Genomic DNA, 14,918 nt, shown 5'->3' on the forward strand with positions numbered 1-14,918 from the left:
TTTATTTTAAAATTTTAATTTCTTTTTCTAGCACTATTCCAGTTTTTTTTTCCACACTTGTCTTAACAAATTCAATCAATTTATTCATATCCTCAAAACTAGCATTATTTTTATTTACAAAAAAATTACAGTGCTTATTTGAAATATGAGCATCCCCAAAGCTTATATCTAGTGGCACAGAATCTTTTATCAACTCCCAGACCTTTTTATCAGTTTGATCAATTGGATTCTTGAATGTGCTACCACTTGTTTTTAATTTTGTTGGTTGTGCTTTATCTTTCTTTTTCTTTAATTCTATAACTTCGTTTTCTATTTCTTCTTTATTTTTTTTTGTTCCTTTAAACGATGCACTTAAAAAAATTAAGTCCTCTTTTAAATCATTGCTTCGGTATTTAAATATAACTTTACTCGCTGGTATTGTAAAAACCTGTCCATTTTTATCAATTGCTTGGATTGATACTAGCACATCTTTAAACTCTTTATTAAAGCATCCAGCATTCATCTTTAATCCACCACCTATAGTACCAGGTATGCATGCTAAAAATTCAAATCCACCTATTCCATTATTCAGTGCAAAATCAGAAAGCTTTTTATCAAGACAGGCACTGCCAGCTATAATGACATCATTTGGTAATATAGAGATGTTGGAAAAATTTTTTCCTAGTTTGATAACAACACCATCAAATTTTTCATCACTTATAAGAGTATTTGAACCTGCACCTAAAATATGTATTTTTTCTTTTTCTCCAAATTTTTTTAAAAACAAAATTAAGTCAGGTAAATTATCTGGTCTAAAGTAAACTTTAGTTTGTCCACCAATATTAAACCAATTGCTCTTTTTTAAATCATAATCAAAGTTAATTTTACTACTAATTTCATTAGAAAATTTTCTTATTTCTTCAATGCTCATTAGATCAATTCTGGTAATTGTCTCATCCATGCTGAAATTGTACCAGCACCCATACCAACAACTATCTTTTTGCCAAAAATAGTATTTTTAATAAATTTTGCTAACTGGTACTGATCTTCAACCATAAACAATCTTACTTTTGAATTTTTAATAATATCTTTTGCAAACTTATTATATTTAAAACCTAATTTTATTTTTTCTCCAGCGGTATAAATAGGGCATAATATTACAACATCAGCTTTTTTAAATGATAAGCTGAATTCTTTTTTAAGATCTTTTAATCTGGAAATTCTGTGTGGTTGAAATATGCAAATCACTTCTTCATTTTTATAAGCAGCTCGCACACCATTTAATACTTCTCTAATTTCAGTTGGATGATGGGCATAATCATCATAAAAATTAGTTTCTCTATGTGTAAAAATTTTATTAAATCTTCTTTGAACACCCTTAAATTCTTTTAATCCTTTTTTGATTATATTTTGTGATATTCCTATTGTTACTGCCACAGCAATTGCTGCTGTAGAGTTTCTAATATTGTGAATTCCTAATAATGGTAATTTAATTTTTCTTATAGTTAAATTCTTTTTTCCTGGCAAATTTATAGCTAAATCATATTGAGAATATTCTTTTTCTTGTTTTATATTCTTAATATAGAAATTTGATTTATTATCAGTTCCATATGTATAATAATTCTTCATTTTTAATTTACTTAATAAATCTTTATTGTTCTTGTCATCTATACAAATAAAAGACTTCCCAAACGAAGGGACCTTATTGATAAATTTTATAAATAATTCTTTAAGATCTTTCATTGAATTATAAAAATCCATATGCTCACGATCAATATTTGTTACTATAGAATAAGTTGGTGGCACATGTATAAAACTACCATCTGACTCATCAGCTTCTAATATACACCAATCACTTTTACCTAGTTTTGCAGAATTTTTTATTGCATTAAGGACACCTCCATTAATAATTGTTGGGTCCAATTTTGTCTTTGAAAATATTGAGGCTAATAAAGATGTAGTTGTTGTTTTTCCATGTGAACCGGTAACAACTATATTTTTTGTTAAAGAGACTATATTTGCCAACATCTCTCCTCTTTTATAAATAGGTAATTGTTTTAGTTTGGCTTCAATTAATTCAGGGTTATTATTTTTAATAGCTGACGAAATGACAACAATTGTTGCTTTTGCTATATTTTTTTTAGTATGACTAATTGTAATTTTGATCTTATCTTTTTTTAATCTTTCAATATTTTTATTTCCAAGGACGTCACTCCCTTGAACATTAAATCCCATCCTTTTCATAATGAGTGCAAGGCCACTCATTCCAATACCCCCTATACCAACAAAATGTATAATTTCAGTTTTAGCTAATTCAATTTTCATTAATAACAGATATAATTTTCAGATTTATATTATTCCATGTGTTTTCATAGTTAAAATCCTTCATGTTCTTTTTTTTAACAAGATATTCTTCTTTATTATCAATAATATTAATTAGTTTATTGAGTAATGTTTTCTCATCTATTTCTTTTTGATTTAACAACCAATTAAAGCCAAGTTTATTATAAAAATGTGCATTTTCAAATTGATGGTTATCTTTCGCAGTTGGCAAAGGTATTGCTAAATATGGAGTCTCAGTAAAATTTAACTCAGCTAATGTTGATGCTCCTGCTCTAGTAATGCACAGGTCTGCTTTTTGCATAAAATTTATGACATCATCGTTAAAATTGAATAATTCACATTGAATATTCTTATCTTCGTAAGTTTTTTTAAAACTTTCAAAGTTAATAGAACTAGTTTGTTGGTAAATTTTTAGTTTATATTTTTTTGCTAATTCAATAATTGCATTTTTAACTAAATCATCAAATATTTTAGCTCCTTGACTACCACCTATTATAAGCAAATTAATTGTATCTAAGGATTTATTGTAATCTCTCTTATTATAAAAATTTTTTCTTAATAATGCTGGAATTACTTTAATTTTATTTTTAAATTTAATAGGAAATTTTTTGATATTATTAGAATAACAAAATATTTTTTGACAGTAACTTAAAAAAAATTTGTTTGATCTACCTAAAACCATATTTGGTTCAAATAACAACAGCTTAATATTTAAAATTCTAGCTCCTAAGCATAAGGGTAGTGACATGTATCCGCCTGTCGAAATTAATGTATCAATTTTATTTTTTCTTAAAAAAGAAATTGATTTAAAAATCAAAAATATCATAAAAATAAAATCAAGTGGTATTATTAATAAGTTTTTTGAAATTGGCCTCACATTAAATATTTTTAAATTGTACTCATCTTTGTTTAAAAATTTGATACCCCTAAAGTCAGATGTCATTGAAACATCAAAATTGCCCTCTAAATGTTTATATATTATGGTTGCGGGTATAACGTGACCTCCTGATCCGCCAGTACTAATTAGTATTTTTTTATTCATTTAATTAATTTTTCTTTTTGTTAAATTTAAAATTATTCCAGATAATATAGAAACTCCTATAATTGAAGAACCCCCATAACTTAAAAATGGCAATGTCATTCCAGTTGTGGGAAATAGTCTTATATTCACGCCAAGATGTATTAATGCTTGAAAAATTATTAGACTTATTGCTCCAGTTAGCACTAATTTATTTTTTTCGCTTTTTTCTAAATAAATTTTTTTAAAAACAGAGTAAATAAGAAATAAAAATAAAATTAATAAAAATATTATTGCAATAACACCAAACTCCTCTGAGATAACTGAAACTATATAGTCGGTATGAGCCTCTGGAACTCTTGTTTTTAAGGTACCTTCTCCTATTCCTTTACCAAAAAAGCCACCACTACTAATTGCTTCTATAGCTTTATCAGATTGAAAATTATGGGTTCCACCATCAGGGTTGAAGAAAGAGAGTATACGGCTTTTAATATAAATAAATTTTGGGATAAAAAAAACTACATATAGCAGGCTTATAATAGAAAGACTTATAAATAATAAAATGAATAATAAGTTTATGCCAGATACAAAAACTAATATTGCCCACGATAAAAACACCAAAAGTGTTTGTCCGATGTCAGGCTGCATTATTAATAGTAACCCAGTTGGGATAATAGAAATAATAGTCAATAAGTATTTGATATAAATATTATAATTTTTTTCACTACATAAAATTGTTGCCACAAAAATAATTATAAATGGTTTTAGTAATTCAATTGGTTGAAATTGAGGAAGAAAAAAAAGATTTAACCATCTTTTTGATCCTTTAACTTCAGTACCAAAAATTGGCACTAAAAATAAAAAAAATAAAGTAATAAAAAAAAGATAAATAGAGAATCTAAAAAGATTCTTTTCACTTAGAGAAGAGAAAAACACTAAGGTCAACAAGCCAATGAAAAAATATACCAAATGTTTAAAAAAGAAAAAATAATTATTTGTATCTAATTTATCAGAAGCAATTAATGAAGTTGAAACTAAAGAAAAAAATAAACCCAAACTAAATAAAATTATTATCAATAAAAAAATTGTTTTATCTATATTTTTCCACCAGTTATAATATATTGAGTTGAGCGAGCTATTATTTATCATTTTATATAATTTTTAATAAGTTTATTAAAATATCTACCTCTTTCTTCAAAGTTTTTAAAAGTATCAAATGATGCAGAGGCTGGACTAAAAAGAATTGTCTTTTTAATAAAATTATTTTCATTTTTAATATCTAAAAAAACCTTAGCAATTAGACTCTTTAAATTTAAAAATGATTTAAACGCCATCTTATTTTTTAATTCATTAATAAAAAATTTTTGATTTTTACCAAAAATGTATAATTTGATCTTTTTACAATCGTTTTTTTTAAGTAGAAATTTATCTCCTTTTTTAGGTAAACCACCTATTATCCAATAAATATTTTTTAATGATTTCAATAATCTTTCTGATGAAGAAAAGCTTGTTGCTTTAGAATCATTAATAATTTTTAAAAATTTAGAATTATGAATTATTTCTTGTCTAAAACTTAGTCCTTTAAAATTTTTTAATGATTTTAATAGCAAGTTATTCTTTAACTTTAATATCTTTGAAACCTTAAGCACAAATGTCAAATTTTCTTTATTACCATCTGTATCAAAATAATGATTATCAATTTTTTTAATAAACCTATCACTTACATATTTTTCTATTTTCAAAATTGATGGTGCAAATTTTTTTTGCTTTAATTTTCTTTTAATATAAAAATTTTTTGTATTTAAAATTGCAATATCATTTTTAGATTGATTTTTTATTAATTTAAATTTAGCACTTACATATTTATTTATAGTCTTGTGTCTTTCGAGGTGATCTGGTGAAATGTTTAAGATTAAAGATATATTTGTTTTAAATAACTTGCTGTATTCTAGTTGATAGGATGAAGCTTCTATTACAAATAAAGTGTCTTTTTTGATCTTTTTTTCAAGTAAAACTGGGTTTCCTATATTGCCAACTAAACGAACATCTTTTTTTTGATCCTTTAATATATCATACAAAAGCTTAGCAGTAGTTGATTTTCCGTTTGTTCCTGTAATAGTTATTTTTTGATTAAAAGCATATCGACTATAAAAAATGTCTAAATCTGTATAAATTTTTTTATGATTTTTTTTTAAAAATCTACTTAATTTACAATTATTAATATCTATTCCTGGACTAATTATAATACAGTCAAATTTTTTTTTAATTATTTCTTTGTATGTTGTGTAAGTATCTTTTATATTTTTTTTAGTAATTATTCGGTCATCATATAAACTAATAATATTATTTTTTTTTAAATAACTATAAGTGGATAGACCACTTTTACCCAGACCATATATCAGTATTCTTTTTTTTAAAAAGTTTTTTTCTAGATTTAACATTATCTAAGTTTTAATGTCGCTAATCCAATCATTGCTAAGATTATTGATATAATCCAAAACCTAATTACAACTGTTGATTCTGCCCAACCTTTTTTTTCAAAATGATGATGTATAGGTGCCATTCTAAAAATTCTTTTACCTGTAAGTTTGAATGAAAATACTTGGATTATAACTGATACAGCTTCTAGTACAAATAACCCTCCTGTTATTGCTAAAACAATCTCATGTTTAGTAATAATACCAATTGCCCCTAAAGATCCACCTAATGCTAATGAACCAGTGTCACCCATAAATATTTTAGCAGGTGGAGCATTGAACCATAAAAATCCTAAACAAGCTCCTATAATTGATCCACAAAAAACTGAAACTTCCCCCATACCTTCAAGATAGGGAATATTTAAATATTCAGAAAATACAATATTGCCCGTTACGTAACTAATAAATGCAAAACATGCTGCAACTAATATCACTGGCACCGTTGCTAAGCCATCTAAACCATCTGTTAAATTAACTGCGTTGGAGGATCCAACAATTATAAAAATTGAAAATGGAATAAAAAACCATCCAAGATTAATAATTAAATTTTTAAAAAAAGGAAAATATAAATTTGTAAGTTCAGTGTTTTGAGATAATTGAGTTAAACCATAAATTCCAACAATGGCTATTAAAATTTGAGAAATAATCTTAAATTTAAATGAAACGCCAGATGAATTTTTAAACTTAATTTTTTTATAATCATCATATGCACCTAATAGCCCAAACCCCGAAACAATAAATAACAAAAACCATATATGGTAATTTGATAAATCACCCCAAAGTAATATTCCTGAAAAAAGTCCAAGTAAAATTAAAACACCTCCCATTGTTGGTGTTCCAATTTTCTTAACGATATGTTCAGTAGGACCATCATCTCTTATTGGATTTAATATTTTTCTTGCTGAAAAAAATTTAATAAAAGGAGTGCCAATTAATAAAACTACAAACATTGATGTAAACATTGAAAGGCCCGTTCTAAATGTTAAATACTTAAATACATTTAGAAAACTATATTGATCAATTAATTGCGTAATAAGACTATAAAGCATTAAACTTTCCAGTTTTTAATTTGTTAACTAGATTGTTAAGTCCAGTAGAGTTTGAGCCCTTAATCATTAAATAATCATTATTATTTAAATCATTTTTAATCAAATCAATTATTTTAGACTTATCTTTCAAAATGACCCCTCTTCGGTGCTTATCAAGGTTTTTATAAGTATGTAAAATATGTTTACCCACTACATTAATATTTTTAAGAGAAGTTTTATTAATTTCTTTGCCAGCCTCTAAGTGTAGTTTCTTTGAATAATTTCCTAACTCCAACATGTCACTCAGTATTAATTTTTTTTTAGAATTATCAATTTTTAATTCATCAAAATTTTTTATAGCAGACTTTAATGATAATGGATTAGAGTTATAACTCTCATCTACAATGTAAATACTCTTTTTTTTTAATTTAACTTTTATAATATCACCACGGCCTTTTGTCATCTCATAATCAAGAAATATATTTTTTTCTAATTTTTGTGTATCTTTAAAAATTGATATAATTGCAATTGTGGCTAATAAGTTTTTTAAATTATTTTCAAAAATTAATCTTACATAAAAATAAATTTGTTTTTTATTAACATTTACAAATATTTTGTATTTAGATCTTTCTTTAACTATTTTTTCTAGATAAATATTTGCTGATTTATTTTTTAAACTAAATGTAAAAATATTTATGTTTTTTTTCTTGGCAATTTTTTTATGTAAATTATAAAATCTGTCATCTTGGTTTAAAACAAGAATTCCATTTGTTTTTATATTATTAATAATTTCTGACTTTGCTAAAGCTACTTGATGAATGTTTTTAAAATTTTTAATATGTGCGTAGGAAATATTTGTAATAACACCCACATCAGGCTTGATAATTTTTGATAGATAATCAATCTCACCTTTTTTATCCATTCCAATCTCAAAAATACCAAATTCATCATTTTTTTTTAGATTAAATAAACTTAATGGTACACCAAATTTATTATTAAAAGATTTTGGTGAATAAGTTACATTACTAATCTTACTTAAAGTTTTTCCTAATAATTCTTTAAGAGAAGTTTTTCCACAACTGCCTGTTATAGATATAATTTTACTAGATAAATTTTCTCTTAATTTTGATGAAGCCTCTGTTAAAAGTTGCAATGTATCATCTACTACAATTTTTTTTTTAGATTTTTTTTGATTGTTAGCTATTACTAATGATGCACCATTTTGGAAAGCTTCATTAACATATAGATTTCCATCTTTATTATTTCCTTTTATTGCAAAAAATATGTCATTTTTTTTTATTGTTTTTGAATTAATTGATGCATTTTTTATTTTTATATTTGAATTAATTTGGGGAGAGTTGCTGATTTCTTTTAAAATATTTATTTTAATATTAGTTGAAAGAATTTTATTTTTTAATTTAATATTCTTAAGTATTTCTAATCTGTCAGAAAATTTGTTTACAAAATTTCCATAATCTTGTGTCTGTTCATGACCTTTGCCTGCAATAACTAAGATATCACCAGTTTTTAAGTCTAATATAGCCTTATGAATAGCTTTAGACCTGCTTGAAATCTCAAAAACTTTTGATTTATCAATAGTTTTTTTAATAGCTAGTCTTATTTTTTTTGGATTTTCGTCTCTTGGATTGTCGTCAGTTAAATAAACTCTGTCACAATATTGATTGGCTATTTTTCCCATTATGGGTCTCTTGTCTTTATCTCTATTACCACCACATCCAAATACAATGAAAATTCTTTTATTTTCAAATTGTTCTTTCAAATTAGTCAAACAAGTTTTTAATGCATCAGGTGTATGAGCATAATCTAAAATAACCTTTGAATTATTTTTTAAAGTTCCAATTTTTTCAAACCTACCAATTACTGATTTTACTCTTGAAGCTAATTTTACTATTTGATCAAATTTTAAATTACTTTTTTTAGCAGCAAGCATTGCCATAAATAAGTTTTTTAATTGAATTTTACCAATTAAGTTTATTTTTAATTTATAATGTTTCTGATTATATTTAATTTCGACTATTTGTTTATCATCCCTAAATTGATGAGAATAAATATCTATTCCATTATTACTTTTTGATAAAGCCTGAAGATCCAATTTATTATTTAGCGATATTCTTTTTAAATTTTTATATTCGGGAATTTTACTATCGGTGATGATAGTTCCTCTAGGTTTTAATAGCTTCTCAAAAAGATATAACTTTGATTTGAGATAATCATTAAATGTTTTGTGATAATCTAAATGATCATGAGACAAATTTGTAAAAATTGTAGTATTAAATTTTAAACCATCAAGTCTATTTTGCTTAAGACCATGACTAGAAGCTTCCATTATAACATTGTCAATTTTTTGTTTTTTTAAATCATTTAATATTTTGCTTAATTTAATTGGATCTAATGTTGTATTAGAAACTTTCTTTAAACTATTTTTTGTCTTAACTCCTAATGTTCCAATAGAAGCTACTTTTTTATTACCTAAGTTGAGTAGCTGAAAATAAAAATCTGCAATTGATGACTTTCCATTTGTTCCTGTTACAGCAATTAAATTTTTAGGTATATTTTTTTTTGTCTTATATGATAATTCTGATAATACTTTTCTTACATTTTTTGATCTTAAAAATAACACTTTATTTTTAATACCTTCAAATTTTTGCTCTGAAATAATAACTGTTGCACCCTTTTTAATTGCATGGTCTATGAATTTAGTTCCATCTGATTTTGTTCCCTGGATTGCAAAAAAAATATAATTCTTTTTACAATCTTCACTGTTAAAACTAAGACCAGCAAACTGATGATTTTTAAATTCTTTTTTAATATTTTTAAGGAAGTTGCCAATCAACATATAAGTATTAATTTTCTATATGTTTTGTGGCCAAAATAGGCCCAATTTTTTCTATGATTTTTCCAGCTACTTCAACAGATGTCCACCCTGCTGTATTAAATGGGGTTCCTTTATATGAACCTTTTTTATTTTTATATTCATATACGTAGTCTGATGAAGTTTTTGGCTCATCAAGTAGAACTATCAGCACATATTTAGGTTTAGAAGTGGGGAAAATACCTGCAAATGTATTTACTTTTGCTTTAGAATAACCTCCTACTATTGTTTTTTGAGCAGTTCCTGTTTTTCCACCAACTTCATAACCTTCAATGTTTACAAGTCCTGCTGTACCTTCTTTAGTATTTACAATTTTTCTAAGTATTGGATTTATCTTCTCTGAAATACCAGCTTTGATTATTCTTCTTTCTTTTTCAGGATCTTTTAATTCTTTTTTTATTAAGCTGGGCTCAATAGCAAAACCACCATTTGAAATTATTGCATAAGCTTTTGCTAATTGTAATGGAGTGGTAGTTATTCCATGTCCAAAAGACACTGTCGCAAGTTTACATTTTCCCCACTTAAATGGAATAGGCTCTCCAACCTCCTCTATGTCAAAATTTATTTTACTTAAGATTCCAATTTTTTCTAAAAAAGCTTTTAATTTAATAATTTCTAATTTTTGTCCAATTCTTACAGATCCTATATTTCCAGACCTAATTAAAATTTGTTCTACAGTAAGATCTGATGGTATTTTATTGTCATATTCAGAAATACTACTTTTTCCACATTGTAGTTTTTTTTCTAAATTTAAAAATTCTGTGTCAGTATCAATTAAGCCTTCCTCTAATCCAGCTGCTACTGTAAAAGTTTTAAATACCGAACCCAGCTCATACACTCCTTTTGTTGCTCTATTAATAAAGTTGAGATCAACTATCTTCTCTCTTTTATTTAGATCAAAATCTGGATATGAAACCATAGATATAATTTCTCCATTATTAACATTCATCAAAATTGCTGTACTACCTTTACTTCTAAATATAGATTGAAACTTTACTAACTCTTCTCTAATTAAAAATTGTATGTCAGTATCTACTGTTAATTTAAGTGGTTTATTTGTTTGTTTTAATTTTTCATTAAAGGATTTTTCAAGTCCTGATATACCTTTATTGTCATCATCTATTTGACCAATGATGTGACTAAAGAGATTTTTTTGAGGATAAATTCTAGTTAATTTTTCTTCTGACTTAATTGATTTATCTCCAAGTAACATAATTTTTTCATAATTGTCAGAAGATATTTTTTTTTCCAAATAAAAGAATTTATTTTTTTCAAGCTTCTTAGTAATCTCTTCATAGTTTTTATCTGGGAATATTAACTGTAAATTAATTAATAGTTTTTTTTTATCAATTACTTCAATAGGGTTAATACCAATATCTATCGACTTAACTGTTTTAACTAAATAATTTCCATTTCTATCAAGTATGTCTGCTCTATAGTTTTTATTTATAGTTGAGAATTCCTTGCTATTTTCTTCTTTTAACGAGCCTAAATGAAGCAATTGTATTGAATAAATTACTGAAATCACCAAAAAAACAAAAAAAATAAACGCTATTCTATTAAATTGTATGTCTAAATTAGTTTTACTTTTTTTATATGAAAATTCATTTTCATATTCTTCTAGAATAATATTCTTTTTATTATTCATTTCCATTTTTGCTGATTAAGTCTTTTATTTCTAAAGTTTCATTATTTTTAAAGATTTCCTTAATATTCATAATTTCAATTTTGATTAAATCTTTTTCAAAATATTGCGTTTGATACTGAACTAGTTTTTCAGGAGAGCTCAAATAGTTAAACTCAAGCAATACATCTTCAAGTTCCGATTTTAAAGGTCTTATATTTTCTTTAACTATAAAAATTTGATCTTCTATTTCTTTTGTAGAATTTTTAATAAGTGATGTAATTAATATTAATACTAAAATAACAGCTACCACTAATTGTTTCATAGTTTTTTTGACAAATTTTCAATGTCAATTAAATGTTTAAATTTATCCAAGATATCTGTTTCAAAATCGAAAAAATCTTCTTTTTTAATTACATAACGTAACTTGGCTGATCTAGAAGGTGGATTTTCTCTAATTTCTTTATCACTTGGTACTATTGGTTTTTTTATAACAGATTTAAATAAATTTAATTTTTCTTCTGTTTTTGGCATATGTCTTGAGATGCTTTTATTTTCAGATAAACTTTTAAAAAAGTATTTAACAATTTTATCTTCTAAAGAATGAAATGTTACAACTGCAATAACTCCATCCTTTTTAACAACTTTAGCAGCATTAATTAATCCATAAATTAGTTCACTAATTTCTTTATTTACAAATATTCTTAATGCTTGGAAAATTTTAGTTGCACTATGTGTCTTATAATTTCTTTTTCTTTTCGAAGATTCTATAATCCTAACTAGCTCTTCTGTTGTGATCTCTCTTTTAGATCTGTCTTCAACAATATTGTGTGCTATTCTTTTACTGTCTGCTTCATCCCCAAAATATTTAAATATTTTGGTAAGTTCTTTTTCATCTAATTGATTAATTGCTTCTTTTGCTGAAAATTCATTTATACCCATTTTCATATTAAGTTCACCAATGCTATCGAATGAAAGACCTTTTTTTGGGTCTTTAATCTGGTTCAAGGAATACCCCAAATCAAAAATTACAGCTTTTATATTTTCATGTTTTAACTTTAGATTGTTTAATTGACTGAATTTTATATTTTTAAATAATAGCCTATCCTCAAAACTATTTTGAAGTTCTTGAGCTTTTATAGAGCTCTCAGAATCTCTATCTAATGCAATTACTTTTGTTTCAGGAAAGTTTAATATTCTTTTTGTGTATCCGCCTTGACCAAACGTACAGTCAATAAATGTGCCACCATATTGAGGGGTAATAATGCTAATTATTTCACTTAGCAATACCGGATAATGATTTCTCACATCTGGTATTATGGTGGCTATCATTTATTTTTTTGAAGACCATTAATTCTTTTGTCTTCTTAAAAATGCTGGAATTTCTAGATCATCCTCTTCTGAGGTATTTTCCGAAGTTTCAGTTGATAAAAATCCTTCTGTCTCTGAAGTTGCACTATCCGAACTAAATAGATCTGGCGCGTCTTCACCTTCTACACCAAAGTTTTCAAGTCCATTAGAAACATGCTCCTCCTCCATTGGGCTATTTTCTTCAGGCTTTGCAGTTGTAAGTGCCTCCTCTGAAAAAGATTGCTCATAATCATTTGATTGATTGTTTTCAACAATACTTTCAACTTCTTGATTGCTAACAGTTTGCTCATTCATCATTTCTGATGATGTAGTATTTGTAACTGGTTCTGCAATTATTTCATTTTCTAACTTTAATGCATTTGCTCCATGAGAAATAGGGCTAGTCATTGTAGGTGAAAAATTAAACGATTGAGCAGAACTAGCACTGTTAAAATCTGAATAACCAGGATTTCTATTTTGTATTCTGTGAACCATATTGATTACAGATTTACTTTCTGGTTGTTGTCCATCTAATGCCGTTGCAACTATTGATACTCTAATTTTTCCATCAAGGTCGCCAGATGTAATAGCACCAATAATCACCTCTGCTTCAGGATCTACTTCAGCTCTTATTTTATTAACCACTTCATCAACCTCAAAAAGTTTAAGATCCTTACCACCGGTAATATTTACTAGTAATCCTTTCGCACCTTTTAACGTATAATCATCAATCAATGGGTTGCTAATTGCCATGTCTGCTGCTTTAGCTGCTCTACCTTCTCCTTCAGCTTCACCAGTTCCCATCATTGCTTTACCCATTGAAGCCATTACAGTTTCAACATCAGCAAAATCTAGATTAACTATACCTGGTCTAACCATAAGATCGGTCACACTCTGTACACCTTGCATTAAAACATTATTTGAAAGATTAAAAGATTCTTCAAATGTAGTTTGTTCATTTGCAACCTTAAATAGGTTTTGATTTGGAATTACAATAATTGTATCCACATGTTTTCTTAATTCTTCTAGGCCTACCTGAGCTCTTCTCATTCTTGATGGCCCTTCATATAAAAAAGGAAGTGTTACAACACCTACTGTTAAAATATTTAATTCTTTAGCAGCTCTTGCAATAACGTGTGCAGCACCTGTGCCAGTTCCACCACCCATACCAGCAGTTATAAAAACCATGTTTGCACCCTGAAGAGTATTTACAATTTCATTTAAAGATTCATCTGCAGCTGCTTGACCAATGTCATGTTTTGCTCCAGCACCTAAACCTTTTGTTAAACTTAGGCCAATTTGAATTCTTGCTTTAGCTTTACTTAACTTTAAATCTTGAGCATCTGTATTTACAGCAATGAACTCTACTCCTTGAAGTCCATTATCAATCATTTCATTAAGTGCATTTCCACCTGCTCCGCCAACTCCCACTACTAATAATCTTGGTTGTAATTCTTTTATTTCTGGTGATTTAAAGTTAATTGTCATTTTTATTTCCCCTCATTGTTATTAAAATGTTTTTCCCATTTAAGACTTGCACGATTTAGATTTGCTTTTTTTCTTGCGTTGATCTTAAATTTTTCAAATGCTGCTGGTTCCCATATTTGGAATGTTTGACCTTGACCAACAAACAACATGCTATTTTTTATTTTTGCATGTTTTAATAATTTTGTTGATAATGAAATTCTACCTTCACTATCAAATTGTAAATTCATACTCTCAGATAAAATTGATGTTGCAAAATAATCTCTTTTTTCTTCAAATGGACTTAATGAATCTATACTTGCAGAAAGTTTTTCAATTCTATCTTGTGAGCAAGCTTCTATAGACTGATTATTAAATGAGGGATAACAGATAACACCATTGTATCCTAAGTTAGAAAGGTGAGATCTAAAACTAGCAGGCACAGATACCCTTCCCTTTTTGTCTATTTTGTTCTCGTAAGTAGATAAAAACATATTTTTTATATTTCATAAATTCCATATTTGGGAATATATGGGACAATATGGGTTTTTAAAGATAGAGTCAATATGTTCATTTTAGGCTTATTTGGCAATGATTGTAGATAACTTTTATGTATCTACATAAAGTCAAAAATCAATTTTTAGTTTTAACTCAATACAATTCTAAGACTAAAAATAAGAACAGAAATGATTCAATTATGAATCAAAAGGTGAACATCTAAAGTTAATTAAAATTGAACTGT

The 14,918-nt window shown here is 26.4% G+C and carries 12 protein-coding genes; all 12 read right to left on the reverse strand.

What is annotated here, in order from left to right; all coding sequences use genetic code 11:
* Nucleotide 1: 1 nt before the first annotated feature.
* From murB to mraZ, 12 genes are read right to left on the reverse strand one after another with little or no spacing between them, the layout of a single operon-like run.
* Nucleotides 2-940, reverse strand: a complete 939-nt coding sequence (gene murB, locus AC5SL0_RS05055; protein WP_018414342.1) for a UDP-N-acetylmuramate dehydrogenase — start codon at nucleotides 938-940, stop codon at nucleotides 2-4.
* Nucleotides 910-2,304, reverse strand: coding sequence for a UDP-N-acetylmuramate--L-alanine ligase (gene murC / locus AC5SL0_RS05060; RefSeq protein ID WP_494618030.1), 1,395 nt, complete (start codon nucleotides 2,302-2,304; stop codon nucleotides 910-912). Before murC ends, murB begins: the two co-directional genes overlap by 31 nt.
* Nucleotides 2,294-3,364: a UDP-N-acetylglucosamine--N-acetylmuramyl-(pentapeptide) pyrophosphoryl-undecaprenol N-acetylglucosamine transferase gene (locus AC5SL0_RS05065; protein WP_006997884.1), complete on the reverse strand. Its 1,071-nt coding sequence runs from the start codon at nucleotides 3,362-3,364 to the stop codon at nucleotides 2,294-2,296. The genes murC and AC5SL0_RS05065 overlap by 11 nt, the downstream gene beginning before the upstream one ends.
* Nucleotides 3,365-4,489, reverse strand: a complete 1,125-nt coding sequence (locus AC5SL0_RS05070; protein ID WP_494618031.1) for an FtsW/RodA/SpoVE family cell cycle protein — start codon at nucleotides 4,487-4,489, stop codon at nucleotides 3,365-3,367. It abuts the gene before it with no gap.
* Nucleotides 4,486-5,781 carry a UDP-N-acetylmuramoyl-L-alanine--D-glutamate ligase gene (murD, locus tag AC5SL0_RS05075; RefSeq protein WP_006997882.1) on the reverse strand — a complete coding sequence of 432 codons (1,296 nt, stop codon included), beginning with the start codon at nucleotides 5,779-5,781 and terminating at the stop codon, nucleotides 4,486-4,488. Before murD ends, AC5SL0_RS05070 begins: the two co-directional genes overlap by 4 nt.
* Nucleotides 5,781-6,866 (reverse strand): phospho-N-acetylmuramoyl-pentapeptide-transferase, encoded by a 1,086-nt coding sequence (gene mraY / locus AC5SL0_RS05080; RefSeq protein ID WP_006997881.1) that lies wholly within the window; start codon nucleotides 6,864-6,866, stop codon nucleotides 5,781-5,783. Before mraY ends, murD begins: the two co-directional genes overlap by 1 nt.
* Nucleotides 6,856-9,702 (reverse strand): bifunctional UDP-N-acetylmuramoyl-L-alanyl-D-glutamate--2,6-diaminopimelate ligase MurE/UDP-N-acetylmuramoyl-tripeptide--D-alanyl-D-alanine ligase MurF, encoded by a 2,847-nt coding sequence (gene murF / locus AC5SL0_RS05085; protein ID WP_027307126.1) that lies wholly within the window; start codon nucleotides 9,700-9,702, stop codon nucleotides 6,856-6,858. The genes mraY and murF overlap by 11 nt, the downstream gene beginning before the upstream one ends.
* 7 nt (nucleotides 9,703-9,709) lie before the next feature.
* The gene (locus AC5SL0_RS05090; protein ID WP_020169676.1) at nucleotides 9,710-11,392 is read right to left on the reverse strand and encodes a peptidoglycan D,D-transpeptidase FtsI family protein; all 1,683 of its coding nucleotides are present in this window, start codon (nucleotides 11,390-11,392) and stop codon (nucleotides 9,710-9,712) included.
* Nucleotides 11,379-11,687: a hypothetical protein gene (locus AC5SL0_RS05095; protein ID WP_011281424.1), complete on the reverse strand. Its 309-nt coding sequence runs from the start codon at nucleotides 11,685-11,687 to the stop codon at nucleotides 11,379-11,381. Before AC5SL0_RS05095 ends, AC5SL0_RS05090 begins: the two co-directional genes overlap by 14 nt.
* The gene (gene rsmH, locus AC5SL0_RS05100) at nucleotides 11,684-12,694 is read right to left on the reverse strand and encodes a 16S rRNA (cytosine(1402)-N(4))-methyltransferase RsmH (RefSeq protein WP_006997877.1); all 1,011 of its coding nucleotides are present in this window, start codon (nucleotides 12,692-12,694) and stop codon (nucleotides 11,684-11,686) included. Before rsmH ends, AC5SL0_RS05095 begins: the two co-directional genes overlap by 4 nt.
* 18 nt (nucleotides 12,695-12,712) lie before the next feature.
* Nucleotides 12,713-14,200 carry a cell division protein FtsZ gene (ftsZ, locus tag AC5SL0_RS05105; RefSeq protein ID WP_494618033.1) on the reverse strand — a complete coding sequence of 496 codons (1,488 nt, stop codon included), beginning with the start codon at nucleotides 14,198-14,200 and terminating at the stop codon, nucleotides 12,713-12,715.
* A gap of 2 nt (nucleotides 14,201-14,202) precedes the next feature.
* Nucleotides 14,203-14,670: a division/cell wall cluster transcriptional repressor MraZ gene (gene mraZ / locus AC5SL0_RS05110; protein ID WP_006997875.1), complete on the reverse strand. Its 468-nt coding sequence runs from the start codon at nucleotides 14,668-14,670 to the stop codon at nucleotides 14,203-14,205.
* Nucleotides 14,671-14,918 lie beyond the last annotated feature (248 nt).

The organism is Candidatus Pelagibacter sp. PS_16 (assembly GCF_059417965.1).